Source organism: Sphingopyxis sp. (assembly GCF_035686825.1).
Taxonomy (GTDB): domain Bacteria; phylum Pseudomonadota; class Alphaproteobacteria; order Sphingomonadales; family Sphingomonadaceae; genus Sphingopyxis.
In genome coordinates this window covers 337,248-350,761 of the sequence record NZ_DASRYZ010000006.1, presented here as the reverse complement: position 1 = coordinate 350,761, position 13,514 = coordinate 337,248, and the positions used below count along the sequence as shown (strand labels likewise).

Below are 13,514 nucleotides of genomic sequence, written 5' to 3'. Positions count from 1 at the left end.
GGTTCGGCGCATTGTCTGCCAAAGGATTTTGCGATGACTCCTGTCCGCCGCACGTTTTTCGCCCTCGCCGCTTTTTCTGCCATCATCGGCACCGCGCATGCTGCGAACCCGACGATGTTCCGCGACGCGGGTTGCGGCTGCTGCCTCAAATGGCTCGAGCAGGTCAAGGCGTCGTTCGGGTCGAAAGCGGTGGTCGTCAATTCGCCCGATATGGCGGCGGTCAAGGACAAGCAGGGCGTGCCGCAGGCGCTGCGCAGCTGTCACACCGTGCTCGTCGGCGGCTATGTGATCGAGGGGCATGTGCCCGCGAAGGAGATCTCCCGCCTGCTCCGCGAAAAGCCGAAGGGCGTGAAAGGCCTCGCCGTCGCGGGCATGCCGGTCGGATCGCCGGGCATGGAGCATGGCGACCATCGCGAAGCCTATAAGGTCATGACCTTCGGCCCCGGGGGCCAGCGCGTCTATGCGAGCTACGCCGCGAGCGGCGGCGCGCACGCGCACTGAGCGTCAAGCGGCGCTCAGGCCAGCTCGGCCTTGAACAACTCCAGCATCCGCCCCCACGCCTTCTCCGCCGCCGCTTCGTTATAGACGCGGCCGTCGGGCGGGCACCAGCCGTGCTGGGCCGGATAGACCTCGACCTCGTGCCACTGCTTGCGCGGTTCGAGCACCGATTTCAGCAGCACTTTCTCGTTCGGCGTTTCCTTGTCGTCATCCTCGGCGATCGCGAAAAGATAGCCGGCGTTGGTCGCGGGGATCAGCAGGTGCGGGCTGTCGGGCTTGTCGGTGCCCACCCCGCCGCCATGAAAGCTCGCCGCCGCGCCGACGCGGTCGGGCTTCAGCGCCGCGGTATAGATGACCATCGGCCCGCCCATGCAATAGCCGGTGGTGCCGATCTTGCGCTTCGTATCGACCTCCGCCTGCGCGCCGAGAAAGGCGAGATGCGCCTTGGCGTCGGTCTCGACGATCGGCTTGGTGAGTTGTTTGAGGTAGCCGAACAGTTTCTCGCGCACTTCCGGATTGCCCCAGTCGTTCGCGGCATCGACCACGGGCGACTTCTGCCAGCGGTAAAAGGGATTCACCGTCAGCACCGCATAGCCCTCGCCCGCGAGCCGGTCGGCCATCTGGCGAAAGGCGGGGCGCAGCCCGCGAATGTCGGGCCACACCAGCACGCCGGAGTGCTTGCCCTCGGCGGGGGCGACGAAATAGGCGTCGCAGGTGCCGTCGGCGGTGGTGATGGTGACGTCGCGGCCCTTCACCGGCCCCGCCGCCATCGCCCGCGCCGGCAGCGCCGCAACCAATGCGCCCGCGCCCGCGAGCGCGGTGAAGCTGCGGCGCGCGACGGGCATCCCGGCGCGGTCGCGATCGGCTTCCATCTTTTCGGTACACATGGGGCTCTCTCCTTGGGGCTTTTTAGGAAAAGGCGCGGAAAACTGCGCAACTTCACTCGCAATTGCATGCTTCGTCCCGTCATCGGGATCGATCAGAGGGCGAAGCTAATCCAGCCCGGCTTTATAGGACAGCGGTTTTTGGCCGCTTCGCTCCTCCCTGTGGCCAAGCCATGGGGAGGTGGCAGCGCCCTTCGACTGCCTTGCAGGCGCTCAGGATAAACTGCGCCTTTGGCGCAGCGCTGACGGAGGGGCTTTAGAGCGGGGTCGCGCCCCTCCACCGCCTTCGGCGGTCCCCTTCCCATCGCTACGCGACAGGGAGGAAACTTATCTCGTCGAACGCCATCGCCACATGATGCACCCCGACCTCGCGCAGCATCGCACCATGAGCCGCGCGGTCGACGATATGCCCGGCGCCGCAGAAGCCGACCACCGTCATCCCCGCCGCGATCGCGGCCCGCGCGCCGGTCGGCGAATCCTCGATCGCGAGGCAATCCGCCGGGTCGACGCCCAGCCCTTTGGCGGCGGCGAGATAGATGTCGGGAAACGGCTTGCCGCGATCCCAGCCGTCGGCGCTGTATATGTGCTCGCCGAAATGATGCGCGAGGCCGAACAGCCCGAGCGCCCAGCCGATATATTCGGCGCGGCTCGACGAGGCGATCGCGCGCGGCGTGGCGCCGAGCGTCCCCAGGAAATCCGCGACGCCCGCGACGGCATCGAACCCTTCCATATAACGCGCCCGCGCCCGCTCGCGGTGGGTCTCGCGGAAATCGGCGGGCAGCGGCCGCCCGTAACGCGCCTCGATCCGCCGCTGCGTCTCCTGCCAATTATGCCCGTAATAGTCGCGCAGGCATTCGTCATAGGTCGCGGGCATGCCCGCGGCGGTCAGGCTCTCGGCGAGCGACAGGTTGGCGCGCACCTCGCTGTCGGCGACGACGCCGTCGAAATCGAAGATCACCGCTGCGTAAGACATGGGGTTCAGCGCATGACCTCATGATCGCGGACATAGCCCCACGGCCCCTCGCCCGACCAGCCGCGCCCGTCGGGGAATGCGAGCTTCAATCCGCTGAGTTGTTCGGGTGCAAACAACCGCATGTTGACGCCCATCAGGTCGACTTCGCCGCCCATCCGCTCGATCAGCCCTTCGGTGGCCGACCAGTGCGTCGAGCAGCCGCAAGTGGCACAGAAATGCAGGTCCGAATTGGGGTTTTCGCGGTCGGCGCGATTATAGGTCCGCGTTTCGCCCTCGATCGCGACATCCTTCGGCGAACAATAGGCCCAGAGGATGCCGTGCGAAAAGCAGAGCGAGCAATTGCACTCGGCAAGCTCCTCGGGCGCCTTGGCGAGGCGCACCGAAACGGCGCCGCAGTGACAACTCGTCTCCCAGCTCATTCGACCGTCACCGATTTCGCCAGATTGCGCGGCTGGTCGACGTCGGTCCCCTTGGCCACCGCTACATGATAGGCGAGCAGCTGCACCGGCACCGCATAGACGAGCGGGGCGATCAGCGGGTGGACCTTGGGCATTTCGATCGTCGCCATGCAGCCCTCGCCCGCTTCGGCGAGGCCCTCGGCGTCGCTGATCAGCACGACCTTGCCGCCACGCGCCATGACTTCCTGCATGTTGCTCACCGTCTTTTCGAACAGCGGCCCTGACGGCGCGAGGACGATCACCGGGACCGCCTCGTCGATCAGCGCGATCGGGCCGTGCTTCATCTCGCCCGAGGCGTAACCTTCGGCGTGGATGTAGGAGATTTCCTTGAGCTTGAGCGCGCCTTCGAGCGCGAGCGGATAGTCGGGGCCGCGGCCGAGGTAGAGCACGTCGCGCGCGGGCGCGACGAGGTGCGCCATCGCGGCGATATCCTCGTCGTGCGCGAGCGCGGCGTTGAGCGCGGCGGGCGCCTCGATCAGATGCTTGACGATCTCATGCTCGTCGGCGGCCGAAAGCTTGCCCTTCTTGAGCGCAAGGTGCGCCGAAAGCGCCGCGAGCACCGCGAGCTGGCAGGTGAAAGCCTTGGTCGAGGCGACACCGATCTCGGGCCCCGCGTGGGTCGGGAGCAGCAGGTCGGCCTCGCGTGCCATGCTGCTGGTCGGGACGTTGACGACGACCGCGATCGTCTGGCCATGCGCCTTGCAATGGCGGAGCGCCGCGAGCGTGTCGGCGGTCTCGCCCGACTGCGAGATGAAGAGCGCGAGCCCGCCGGGTGCCAGCACCGGATCGCGGTAGCGGAACTCCGATGCGACATCGATGTCGACCGGAACGCGCGCAAAGGTCTCGAACCAATATTTGGCGACCATTCCGGCGTAGAAACTGGTGCCGCACGCGACGATCGTGATGCGCTCGACCTTGCTCAGGTCGAAATCCATCTGCGGCAGCGCGACCGTCTGTTCGAGCGGGCGGATGTAGGAGGAGAGCGTCTGCGCGACCACGGTCGGCTGCTCGAAAATCTCCTTCTGCATGAAGTGGCGATAATTGCCCTTCTCGACCGCCGCGGCGGTAACGCCCGAGGTGGTGATCTCGCGCGTCACGGGGTTGTTGTCGGCGTCGAAAATCTGCGCGCCTTCGCGCGCGATGACAACCCAGTCGCCTTCGTCGAGATAGGCGATCTTCTGCGTCAGCGGCGCAAGCGCGAGCGCATCCGAGCCGAGATAGGTTTCACCCTCGCCATAGCCGACGACGAGCGGCGAGCCGAGACGCGCGCCGATGAGCAGGTCGGGATGCTGGCGAAAGGCGATCGCGAGCGCGAAGGCGCCGCGCAGCTGCGGCAGCACCGCCTTCACCGCGTCCTGCGGCGACAGGCCGGCCTCGACCTGCTCCGAAACGAGGTGGGCGACGACCTCGGTATCGGTCTCGCTTTCGAAGGTGCGGCCGCGCGCGGTCAGCGCCTCGCGCAGCGGCTTGAAATTCTCGATGATCCCGTTGTGGACGAGCGCGACTTCGCCCGTCGCATGCGGGTGCGCATTGCTCGTCGTCGGCGCGCCGTGCGTCGCCCAGCGCGTGTGCGCGATACCCACGGTGCCCGGCGCGGGATTGCCCGCCAGCTCCTTGACGAGATTGCCGAGCTTGCCCTCAGCGCGGCGCCGGATCAGCTGACCGCCCTCGACCGTGCACACGCCCGCCGAATCATAGCCGCGATATTCCATGCGCTTGAGGCCGTCGACGAGACGGTCCGCGACTTGGGCCGTGCCGATGATTCCGATAATTCCGCACATGGATTCTGGCTTTCTCTATAGCGTGTAGGGGACGCGAATACCCGGCATCGATGCCGGAAATATCTTGATATTGCGTGTGACGAGGATGCGTCCGCCTATCTGCGCGGTCGCCAGTACGAAAGCGTCGGCCAAGGTCAAGCCCTTGCGCTCGGCGCGCAGCGCCGCGGCCCGGCGCGCGACCGCGTCGCCGATCTCCTCGATCTGAAAGCAGCCGAGGAACGCCTCGACCGCCTTCACCGATGCGGGATCGGCGGCGGACATCACCTCGGTCCAACTGACGCGGCTGATGCTTTTTCGGCCGGCGCGGCGAATTTCGCTGCGCGCCGCCTCGACGCCGTTCAGCGCGTCGATCAATATGTCGCTGTCGAACTGCGCGTCGATCATTCGCGCTTGCCCCTGAGGCGGCGCTGATATTTCAGCCCATCGCCGATATCGTCGCGGCCGCGCCAGATGCCGAACGCGTTGTCGATGGCGTCACCCGACACATCGGCGCGATAGGCGGTGACGGCGCGGCGCACCAGCTCGGCGCGCGAAACGCCCTGCTCGGCCGCGAGCGCGTCGAGCCACTGGATATCGTCGTCGGGGATGTCGGCAAGGAAGCGCATTGGGCATTGATATCATATCATGATATCAAATCAACTTCTTCCGAAATTGCGGTCGACGAAGATCATCGCGAACTGAACCGGATCGGCTGCCTCGCCATTCCCCTTCGCAAAGCGAGCCTGGCCGTCGGACCAGATTTTCCGGATCTGCGCGGGCAGTTCGGGACCGAACTTCATCTGCTGCGCGACGATCTGATCCCAGCTTCCCTTCGCGCCGAAGCTCTGCTCGAGTTGCGGCACCATGGCCTGGCAATATGTCTCGGTCGCGGCGTCGAGATGGCCGATGGCCTTGAGCACATAAGCATCGACAAAGCGCAGGAAGGGCTTGTCAGTATAACGGTCACTCACCTTGTCGTCTCCATGGTCCATTCGTCGCGAAGCACGCCGTAGATCAACGAATCGCGTATGCCGATATGCGTTTCCCATTCGCCGCGCAGCCGCCCTTCATATTGGAAACCGAGGCGTTCGAGCAGCGCCACCGAACCGCGATTCTCGGGATCGGTGTCGGCGAAGATGCGGCGCAGTTTCAGATCTTGGAAGCCATGATCGATCACCCGGCCGACCGCCTCGCGCGCAATACCGCTGCCCCATTGATCCCGGCGCAAGATATAGCCGATCTCGCCAACCCCGGGCTTGCCGTCCATCAGGATTACCCAGCCAAGCGCGACATCGTCGCCCGCGGTGATTGCCCAGCAAAGCCAATCCTGCTCTTCGGCCGAGTTGCGCGCCACATATTCCTTCGTTTCCGCAAGCGACTGGTGCGGGCCGCTCGACCACCAGATCATCACCTCCGGATCGGACAGCACCGCGAACAGCGCTTCGGCTTCGGCCTCGTCAGCTCGCAACTGGCGCAATACGAGACGCGCGGTCGTCAGCGTCGGCGCGAGCGTCACGGCTATTTCTTCTCCGCCGCTTTCTTCTTGCGCATCGCATCGTGAAAACGGTCGGCCCAGCCAGGCTTGACCAGTTGTTCGCCGCGGACGAGGCGCAGTTCGCCGTCGGCGACGTCGCGCGTCACCGCGCTGCCCGCCGCGACGATGGCGTCGGCGCCGATCCGGACCGGTGCGACGAGCGCGCTGTTCGATCCGATGAAAGCGCGCTCGCCGATCTCGGTCCTATATTTGAAATAGCCGTCATAATTGCAGGTGATCGTGCCCGCGCCGATGTTGGCGGCCGCGCCGACGGTGACGTCGCCCAGATAAGTGAGGTGGTTCGCTTTCGCGCCCTCACCGAGCACGGCTTTCTTGGTCTCGACGAAATTGCCGATCTTCGCTTTCTCGCCGAGCACCGTGCCGGGACGCAGCCGTGCGAAGGGGCCAACTTCGCAGCCGGCGCCGATCGACGCGCCCTCGATATGGCTGTTGGCACGGATCGTCACATTGTCGGCGACCGTCACGCCGGGACCGAAAAAGACATTGGGCTCGATCGTCACGTCGCGGCCGAGCTCGGTATCCCATGAGAACCAGACGGTCTCGGGCGCGCGCAACGATACGCCGCCCGCCATCGCCTCCTCGCGCTTGAACGCCTGCCACTGAGCCTCGGCCGCCGCGAGTTCGGCGCGGCTGTTGATGCCGGCGACCTCGGCGGCGTCGGTTTCGACGACGGCCACCCGCTGCCCCTCGGCGATCGCGCCGGTCGCGACATCGGGCAGATAATATTCACCCGCGGCATTGTCGTTGCCGACCGCTTCGAGCAGCCGCCACATGTCGTGGGCGGCGGCAACGATAACGCCCGAGTTGCACAGATCGACCGCGCGTTCTTCGGGGCTCGCGTCCTTGTGCTCGACCATCTTCGACACATTTCCATCGGCATCGGCGATGATCCGCCCATAAGCGGCGGTATCGCGCGGGCGAAAACCCAGCACCGCGACCAGCGCGCCCGTTTCCAAGGGAGCGCAGAGGCGGCGGATCGTCTCGGCAGTGAGCATCGGGCAATCGCCGAAACAGACGAGCACGACGCCGTCGAACCCCGCGAGCGCGTCCTTCGCCTGAAGCGCGGCATGGGCCGTTCCCAGTTGCGGGTCCTGCACAGCGACCAGCGCGCCCGTCCCGGCGACGGCGGCCTCGACCTGGTCGCGCTTGTCGCCCACGACCACGACCGTCTTCGCGGGCGGCAGCGCGGAAAAACTCGCCATCAGGTGCAGCAGCATCGGCCGCCCCGCGATCGGGTGCAGCACCTTGTGCAGGTCGGATTTCATGCGGGTGCCCTTGCCCGCGGCAAGGATGATGGCGGCGATGGGATTGCTCATGGCCGCTGCCATGCCAGCAAATCATTGCGGTTTCCAGAGCATCGCGCCATGCGCGGCGGATGAACGGATTTCCTTTTGCGATCGTCGGCTTCGATCTCGACGGCACCCTCCTCGATACGCTCGGCGACCTTGCCGCGGCGGTCAATCACACGCTCGCGCAAATGGACCGCGCGCCGCTGACCGAAGCCGCGGTGCGGCCGATGATCGGGCGCGGCGCGAAGCATATGCTCGAGGAGGGGCTGCGCGCTTCGGGCGGCGTCCCAGATGGCGCGATCGAGCGGCTCTATCCCGAACTGCTGCGCTTTTACGAAGCGCATATCGCGGTCCACAGCCGCCCCTTTCCGGGCGTCGTCGCCGCGCTCGACCGGCTCGACGCGCTCGGCGTGCGCACCGCGGTCGTGACCAACAAGCTCGAGGGGCTCGCGCGGCAACTGCTCGGCGAACTGGGTCTCGCCGATCGCATGGTGACGATCATCGGCGGCGACACGGTGGGAGCGCGCAAACCCTCGCCCGAGCCGATCCGCGCGATGATCGAGCGGTGCGGCGGCGGGCGCGCGGCCTTTGTCGGCGACAGCATCTATGACGTCACGGCGGCGAAACATGCGGGCGTGCCGAACGTCGCGGTCAGTTTCGGCTTCCTCGACCGGCCCGCAGGCGAGCTGGGGGCCGATCATGTCATCGATCATTATGACGAACTGGTGCCACTGCTCGCGCGGCTCTAGCGTTTGCGCCACTTCGTCCAGAGGTGCTTCGCGAGCATCGCGGGCGGCATGCGCAGCCAGTGCGAGCGGATGTAGAAGGCCTGTTCGAGCAACGGCTGCTTCACCCGCCCCCAATCGTCGCGCGCGAGCAGGCGGCGGCGGAACCATGCGTCGGCGGGCTCCTGCCGGTCCCATCCGCCCGGCAGCGCCGCGCCATAAAGGTCGCGCGACAGCCGCGCGGCGCGATGCACCGCACCTTGCAGCCCGTGCATATCCGCGCGCCCGTCGAGCTGCCCCCAAAACCCCGCGTCGGCCGCCGCGAAATCGCGCGTCATCAGGTGAAAATCCCACAGGTTGCGCAAGCCCCCTTGCAAATCGCCGTCGGCGAGCATGTGCGCCGCGCAATGCACCGCCATGTCGGCCGATTGCAGCACCGCAAAGCCGCCGCCGCTCGTCACCGCGTCGCTGACCAGCGCGAGCGCATCGGGCGTGATCCGGTGCGTCTTTGGCAGGATCGTGTGATGGACGTCGATCATGCGGTCGCGGCCCGAGTGGATCATCGGCGGCAGCTCATGCATGTGTGCGCGGTAATAATGATCGTCATAGGGGTCCGACTTGACCCATTCCCAGCCCGCCTTGAGCAACGCATTTTCGGCGCGGCGGATGTCGGTCGCGAGCACCAGGATGTCGAGGTCGCCGATCTGACGTCCCGCGGCACAGCTCATGCCCGCGGCGGCATAGGCGGCGCCCTTCAGGAGCACGAATTCGATCCCCACCGGCGCGAGCGCGCGGCGCGCCATCTCTGCCTCCCAAAGAGCCTGCGCCTGTGCAACCTCCGCCGCCGCGCGCTGGTCGGCGAACAACGTGGCGACGGCGGGCGGGAGGGCGGCGCCTTTGAGCCGGTGCGCGAGCGTCGCGAGCATCGCTTCGCTGCGCGCGACGCCGATCACGCCGTCCCAGTCACGCGGCGCGAGCGTCGCCGGATCGCCCCGCCCGGCGAGCAGGTCGATGAAGGTGGCGATGGCGCTCACCGTGCCGCCTCCGCCCATAATGCTTCGACCAGCGCGATCCCCGCCGCGCTGTCGGGATAGGTGATGCCGAACGCCGGGGTTTCGCGCACCAGCCGTGTCAGCGCCGCAAAACCCGCCTCGCCGAGCGCGACATAGTTGGTCGACGCCTCGGTCAGCCGGACGAACGCCTCGCCCTCGCCCATCGGCTCGATGCCCGCCGCGCCGCCGAAACGCGGAAAGAGCAGCAGCGCGGGGCGCGCGGGCGCGTGCATCGCGACCACCGCGTCGGCGCGCGGGATCAGGTGGCGGATATCGCCCTTGGGCGTGCCGGCGAGCAGAGGGCCGAGCCGCGCCGGATCGACGCGCGCCGCGACCTCGGCGATCGCTTCATTCTTGAGGCTCACCGCGCGCGGAAACGCGAAAGCGTCGCCGCCCGCCGGGTCGACCAGCGTGAACTCGTCGCCCATCAGCCGCCAGTCGCCCTCGCCGAGCAGCGCGGCGAGGGTCGATTTGCCCGATCCCGATTCGCCCGACATGATCAGCGCGCGGCCGTCCCTTGCGACCGCGCTCGCGTGGAGCAGCAGGTGCCGCCGCCATCCGAGTGCGACCTGCAAATTCATCGCCATCTCGGCGGCGAGCAGCCCCATCGACAGCGGCAGCGGCAGCGCGCCGGGAACGACGAAATCGCCGCCGATATGCACCGAGGGGCGCAGCCAGCGCCGCCACGGCCGCGCCGCGAACAGCCGCACCGTCGCGTCGGCCGGGCGCGCATCATCGCGCGGATAGGCCGCATAGAGATGTTCGAGCGCCGCGACGGGTCCGGCCCAATCGCTGCCGATGCGAAATTGCACCGGGCCGACCGCAATGCGCACGCAGTGCCTCACGCGCGCTCCACCAGCCCCATCGCCGCGAGTTCGCAGAGTCGCTCGGCGAGGACCGGCCGCGCATCCTCGGCGCTGCCGAGGTCGAATGTCGCCGCAAGCCGCTCGGCAATATGCGCGGGGGTGCAGGCATCGGCACCCATCGCGTCCAATATCTCGGGCAACGGCGAGACGACGAGGTGCGTCTGCATCGAACGCCGATCGAAAATCGCGGTCAGCTCGCCCAGCGGCTCGATCCGCAGCGTATCGGCCGGTGCGGCGCGATAGGCGCGATCAGCCATAATCTTCGGCGGCGGCGGTCAGTTTGGCAAGGATAGCCATCAGCTTCGCGCGTTCGCCCGCGCTGATGTTCGATTCGAGCTGCGCCTCGCTCGCGAGCGCCGCGGGGACGATCGCGTCATAGAGCGAGCGCCCGGTTTCGGTAAGCTCGAGATGGTGCGAGCGCCCGTCGGCCTCGTGCGCCTGGCGCGCGATCAGCTGACGATCCGCGAGAGCCTTCGCGGCGCGATTGACAGTGACCTTGTCCATGCGCGTCGCGGCGACCAGCTCGCGCTGCGTCTTGGGCTGGCCTTCGCCGAGTACCGCCATCAGCCGCCATTCGGGAATCTTGAGCCCGAAGCGATTCTCATATTCGGCGGCGATCCGGCTCGACAGGGCGTTCGATGCGATGGACAGACGATAGGGCAGGAAATTGTCCAGATTCAGCGTCTTCGCGGCCATTCCTTATCATCCCCACAATTTTGCCATCCCCGGCAGGCCCATCCTATCGCCTGTTTCGGACCTGTGAAGGCCGGAATGTCCCGAAAATCAGAAAGACAGGCGCGCGCCGATCCACAAGGTCCGCGGCGTCGCGCGCTCGACGATACCCGACGAGGAAATCGCCGCCGGCACGAGCTCGTCGAACAGATTCTCGCCGCGCGCCTCGATGCTGACCGCGTCGCTGAACCGCCACGACAGCCCCGCATCGAGTGTCAGAGCGTCGTCCAGCGCGAGCAGGCCAAGGTCGTCCTCATTCTGCTCGCCGATATAGCGCAGCGTCGCGAAGCCGCCCAATGGACCCGGCGCGTGGCTGCGCAGCGAGACGCTGCCGCCATGCTTCGCGATCTGCGCCGGGCGGCGGCCGTCGAGCGGCGACGCGCCGCCCGAGGCATCCACTTCCGCATCGGTGAAGACGTAAGTGGCACGCAATGTCGCGGGTCCGATCCGCTGTTCGGCCGCCACCTCGACGCCCTTGCTGTCGATCGCGTCGAGATTTTGCCGCTGGTTGAGGTTCGGCGCGAGCGTCACATTGGCGATCGCGTTCGTCAGGCGGTTGGCGAACAGCGTCGCCGACAATTTCGTGCCGCCGCTTTCCCAGTCGGCGCCGATCTCGCCGCCCCACAGCCGTTCGGGCTCCAGCATCTCGTTCGCCATCGTCGTCTCGGCGCCGACGCGGAACGGGCGGTAAAGCTCGTTGAGCGTCGGCAGGCGCCAGCCGCGATAGGCGGCGGCGCGCAGCGAAACCGAATCCGACGTCCAGCGCACGCCCGCGCGCCCGCTGCCTTCCCACCCCTGCCGCGCTGCGAAGCGCAGGTCGGTGATGACGGGCCCGCCGCCGCGATTGCGCTCGACCCGATAGCCGGTGCCGAGCCACCAGCGATCGACGCGCCCGCTCAGCGTCCAGAGAAATCCATCGCGCACATCGCCCGAGGTCCATTCCGCGAATGCCCCGACGGTGTCGCTGCTCCCCCCCGCCATGCGGTGGCGGCCGGGAATCCCGCCCGTAAAGAAGAAATCCTCCTCGGTCCGGCCGACCGTGCGCCGCCAGTCGGCGCCGATGCGGAGCGGATTCGCATCGCCGATCGCGGGACGCAGTTCGAAACGGCCGCCGAGGCCGGTGGCGGGGATGCGCTGGAACAAGGCGGGGTTCGCGCTGTCGCGCCCCGCCGCGACGCTCGCGAAGCCGCTCTCGAAATCGCGGAGCTGGATATAGCCGAGCGCGAGCCACTGGGTCGCGCCGGCAGGGTCATGGATAAAGCGCAAGCTGGCATCGACGCCGTCGGTCTTGCTCGTCGTGAAATCAACGCCGCGGTCGCGCTCGTCGGAGAAGCCGCGGACGCTCGCTTCGATCCGGCCGCTGTCGCCAGCATCGAAACGCAGTCGCAAACCAAGCCCGCCCTGTTCATAGGGCGCCGCGCGGTCGGCAGCGCCGCGCTGTCCCTTGGCGACGGGGATGAATCCGTCGCCGCGGCTGTAACGCCCATCGATCGCGACCTGACCGCCGCCGACCTGACCCCCAACCGACGCGGACGCATCCCAGCTGTCGCGGCTGCCATAAGCCAGGCTCGCTTCGGCGCCGGCGGTCATCGTCGAATGGAGGCTGATCGTCCCCGCCAGCGCGCCCGGCCCGTCGGCGCCGCTGCCCCCGCCGCGCGTCACGACGATGCCGCCGAGACCCACCGCGTCATAGGCGCTCCACGCGACCCAGCCGCCGAACGGGTCGGCCTGCGGCACGCCGTCCAATGTCACGAGCGCGCGGCTCGACGCATTGCCGCCGAGCCCGCGCAGCGTGACGCCCTGGCTCGTCGGATGCGCGCTGCGGCCGTCCGAGCGGCGGAACTGGACGATGCCCGCCTCGTCGCGAAGGCGGTTCTCGATGCGGGCGCCAAAGCCGCGGTCGAGATCGTAAAGGAGCGTGCTCGCCTGCGCCCTATCGCCCGCGAGAGGCGTGAGCGATCCCGCCCCTTCTACGATAATTTCCTGAAGCGGGCGGCCGACATGAACAAAATCGTCAAGGCTTTCCTCGTTCTGCGCCATTGCCGCCGCCGGCAGCGCCAGCGCAAGGGTTCCCGTAAGAAAGCGGATCACGCGGGCTTGACCGCGTCGGGATGCGCCTTCTTGAACGCCTCCAATTCCATGCAGGCCGCGTCGATCGCCACCAGCCGCGGATAATCGTCGAGCGGGGTCTCGAACCGCCGCGCATTATACATCTGCGGGACGAGGCAGCAGTCGGCGATTCCCGGCGTGTCGCCGCCAAGGAAGCGCCCCTCGCCCGCCATCGCTTCGAGCGCGTCGAAGCCTTGGGTGATCCAGTGGCGATACCAGCGGTCCTTGGTCTGCTCGTTGAGCCCGAGGTCGCGCTTCAGATATTTGAGCACTCGGAGATTGTTGAGCGGGTGGATGTCGCTCGCGATCACCTGCGCGCGCGCGAGCGCGACCGCGCGCGGCATCGCGTCCTCGGGGATCAGCCGCGGTTCGGGATGGGCGCGGTCGAGCCAGTCGATGATCGCCATGCTCTGGATGATCGGCTCGCCATCGACGACGAGCATCGGCACGAAGCCCTGCGCATTCTGTTCGAGAAAGGCGTCGCTGCGCTGCTCGCCCGCGATCAGGCTGACCTCGACACGGCTATAGTCGAGCCCTTTCAGGTTCAGCGCGATGCGGACGCGAAAGCTGGCCGAGGAGCGGAAATAATCGTGGAGGACGAGCTGGGTCATGC

Annotated in this window: 17 protein-coding genes; 2 read left to right on the top strand and 15 right to left on the bottom strand. The window is 67.3% G+C overall.

What is annotated here, in order from left to right; translation table 11 throughout:
- Positions 1 to 33: 33 nt before the first annotated feature.
- On the top strand, positions 34 to 501 hold the full coding sequence (locus tag VFG17_RS15125; RefSeq protein WP_325030204.1) for a DUF411 domain-containing protein: 468 nt from the start codon (positions 34 to 36) through the stop codon (positions 499 to 501).
- Between the two features lie 14 nt (positions 502 to 515).
- On the opposite strand, the gene VFG17_RS15120 is transcribed toward VFG17_RS15125, so the two are convergent.
- From VFG17_RS15120 to glmU, 9 genes are all read right to left on the bottom strand, one after another.
- On the bottom strand, positions 516 to 1,385 hold the full coding sequence (locus VFG17_RS15120) for a dienelactone hydrolase family protein (protein WP_325030203.1): 870 nt from the start codon (positions 1,383 to 1,385) through the stop codon (positions 516 to 518).
- A gap of 304 nt (positions 1,386 to 1,689) precedes the next feature.
- Entirely contained in the window at positions 1,690 to 2,355 is a 666-nt protein-coding gene (locus VFG17_RS15115; RefSeq protein ID WP_325030202.1) for an HAD family phosphatase, read from the bottom strand.
- A gap of 5 nt (positions 2,356 to 2,360) precedes the next feature.
- Positions 2,361 to 2,774, bottom strand: coding sequence for an aldehyde-activating protein (locus VFG17_RS15110; protein ID WP_325030201.1), 414 nt, complete (start codon positions 2,772 to 2,774; stop codon positions 2,361 to 2,363).
- A complete protein-coding gene (glmS, locus tag VFG17_RS15105; protein WP_325030200.1) occupies positions 2,771 to 4,594 on the bottom strand; it encodes a glutamine--fructose-6-phosphate transaminase (isomerizing) in 1,824 nt (607 codons plus the stop codon). The genes VFG17_RS15110 and glmS overlap by 4 nt, the downstream gene beginning before the upstream one ends.
- Positions 4,595 to 4,609: 15 nt before the next feature.
- Positions 4,610 to 4,978, bottom strand: coding sequence for a PIN domain-containing protein (locus tag VFG17_RS15100; RefSeq protein WP_325030199.1), 369 nt, complete (start codon positions 4,976 to 4,978; stop codon positions 4,610 to 4,612).
- The gene (locus VFG17_RS15095) at positions 4,975 to 5,199 is read right to left on the bottom strand and encodes a CopG family transcriptional regulator (RefSeq protein ID WP_325030198.1); all 225 of its coding nucleotides are present in this window, start codon (positions 5,197 to 5,199) and stop codon (positions 4,975 to 4,977) included. Before VFG17_RS15095 ends, VFG17_RS15100 begins: the two co-directional genes overlap by 4 nt.
- A 30-nt stretch (positions 5,200 to 5,229) precedes the next feature.
- Positions 5,230 to 5,544 (bottom strand): hypothetical protein, encoded by a 315-nt coding sequence (locus VFG17_RS15090; protein WP_325030197.1) that lies wholly within the window; start codon positions 5,542 to 5,544, stop codon positions 5,230 to 5,232.
- Entirely contained in the window at positions 5,541 to 6,089 is a 549-nt protein-coding gene (locus VFG17_RS15085) for a GNAT family N-acetyltransferase (protein WP_325030196.1), read from the bottom strand. Before VFG17_RS15085 ends, VFG17_RS15090 begins: the two co-directional genes overlap by 4 nt.
- 2 nt (positions 6,090 to 6,091) lie before the next feature.
- Entirely contained in the window at positions 6,092 to 7,456 is a 1,365-nt protein-coding gene (glmU, locus tag VFG17_RS15080) for a bifunctional UDP-N-acetylglucosamine diphosphorylase/glucosamine-1-phosphate N-acetyltransferase GlmU (protein WP_325030195.1), read from the bottom strand.
- A 47-nt stretch (positions 7,457 to 7,503) separates the two neighbouring features.
- Here glmU and VFG17_RS15075 point away from each other — a divergent pair, with 47 nt between their 5' ends.
- Entirely contained in the window at positions 7,504 to 8,166 is a 663-nt protein-coding gene (locus VFG17_RS15075; protein ID WP_325030194.1) for an HAD-IA family hydrolase, read from the top strand.
- Here VFG17_RS15075 and VFG17_RS15070 read toward each other — a convergent pair.
- The 6 genes from VFG17_RS15070 to maiA all read right to left on the bottom strand — a co-directional run bounded on the left by VFG17_RS15070 (position 8,163) and on the right by maiA (position 13,512).
- Positions 8,163 to 9,176, bottom strand: a complete 1,014-nt coding sequence (locus tag VFG17_RS15070) for a nucleotidyltransferase family protein (protein ID WP_325030193.1) — start codon at positions 9,174 to 9,176, stop codon at positions 8,163 to 8,165. The two genes, VFG17_RS15075 and VFG17_RS15070, sit on opposite strands and share 4 nt — an antisense overlap.
- Positions 9,173 to 10,039: an HprK-related kinase A gene (locus tag VFG17_RS15065; protein ID WP_325030192.1), complete on the bottom strand. Its 867-nt coding sequence runs from the start codon at positions 10,037 to 10,039 to the stop codon at positions 9,173 to 9,175. The genes VFG17_RS15070 and VFG17_RS15065 overlap by 4 nt, the downstream gene beginning before the upstream one ends.
- The gene (locus VFG17_RS15060) at positions 10,036 to 10,317 is read right to left on the bottom strand and encodes an HPr-rel-A system PqqD family peptide chaperone (RefSeq protein ID WP_325030191.1); all 282 of its coding nucleotides are present in this window, start codon (positions 10,315 to 10,317) and stop codon (positions 10,036 to 10,038) included. Before VFG17_RS15060 ends, VFG17_RS15065 begins: the two co-directional genes overlap by 4 nt.
- Positions 10,310 to 10,756: a MarR family winged helix-turn-helix transcriptional regulator gene (locus VFG17_RS15055; RefSeq protein WP_325030190.1), complete on the bottom strand. Its 447-nt coding sequence runs from the start codon at positions 10,754 to 10,756 to the stop codon at positions 10,310 to 10,312. The genes VFG17_RS15060 and VFG17_RS15055 overlap by 8 nt, the downstream gene beginning before the upstream one ends.
- Before the next feature lie 87 nt (positions 10,757 to 10,843).
- The gene (locus VFG17_RS15050; RefSeq protein ID WP_325030189.1) at positions 10,844 to 12,883 is read right to left on the bottom strand and encodes a TonB-dependent receptor; all 2,040 of its coding nucleotides are present in this window, start codon (positions 12,881 to 12,883) and stop codon (positions 10,844 to 10,846) included.
- Positions 12,880 to 13,512 carry a maleylacetoacetate isomerase gene (gene maiA, locus VFG17_RS15045; protein WP_325030188.1) on the bottom strand — a complete coding sequence of 211 codons (633 nt, stop codon included), beginning with the start codon at positions 13,510 to 13,512 and terminating at the stop codon, positions 12,880 to 12,882. Before maiA ends, VFG17_RS15050 begins: the two co-directional genes overlap by 4 nt.
- Between the last annotated feature and the right edge of the window lie 2 nt (positions 13,513 to 13,514).

Bases quoted from the DNA above. Each gene is read 5' to 3' on its own strand.
- VFG17_RS15055 (WP_325030190.1), bottom strand. From the start codon at position 10,756: ATGGCCGCGAAGACGCTGAATCTGGACAATTTCCTGCCCTATCGTCTG.
- VFG17_RS15095 (WP_325030198.1), bottom strand. From the start codon at position 5,199: ATGCGCTTCCTTGCCGACATCCCCGACGACGATATCCAGTGGCTCGAC.
- VFG17_RS15100 (WP_325030199.1), bottom strand. From the start codon at position 4,978: ATGATCGACGCGCAGTTCGACAGCGACATATTGATCGACGCGCTGAAC.
- VFG17_RS15120 (WP_325030203.1), bottom strand. From the start codon at position 1,385: ATGTGTACCGAAAAGATGGAAGCCGATCGCGACCGCGCCGGGATGCCC.
- VFG17_RS15125 (WP_325030204.1), top strand. From the start codon at position 34: ATGACTCCTGTCCGCCGCACGTTTTTCGCCCTCGCCGCTTTTTCTGCC.
- VFG17_RS15075 (WP_325030194.1), top strand. From the start codon at position 7,504: ATGAACGGATTTCCTTTTGCGATCGTCGGCTTCGATCTCGACGGCACC.
- maiA (WP_325030188.1), bottom strand. From the start codon at position 13,512: ATGACCCAGCTCGTCCTCCACGATTATTTCCGCTCCTCGGCCAGCTTT.
- VFG17_RS15115 (WP_325030202.1), bottom strand. From the start codon at position 2,355: ATGTCTTACGCAGCGGTGATCTTCGATTTCGACGGCGTCGTCGCCGAC.
- VFG17_RS15110 (WP_325030201.1), bottom strand. From the start codon at position 2,774: ATGAGCTGGGAGACGAGTTGTCACTGCGGCGCCGTTTCGGTGCGCCTC.
- glmU (WP_325030195.1), bottom strand. From the start codon at position 7,456: ATGGCAGCGGCCATGAGCAATCCCATCGCCGCCATCATCCTTGCCGCG.
- glmS (WP_325030200.1), bottom strand. From the start codon at position 4,594: ATGTGCGGAATTATCGGAATCATCGGCACGGCCCAAGTCGCGGACCGT.
- VFG17_RS15060 (WP_325030191.1), bottom strand. From the start codon at position 10,317: ATGGCTGATCGCGCCTATCGCGCCGCACCGGCCGATACGCTGCGGATC.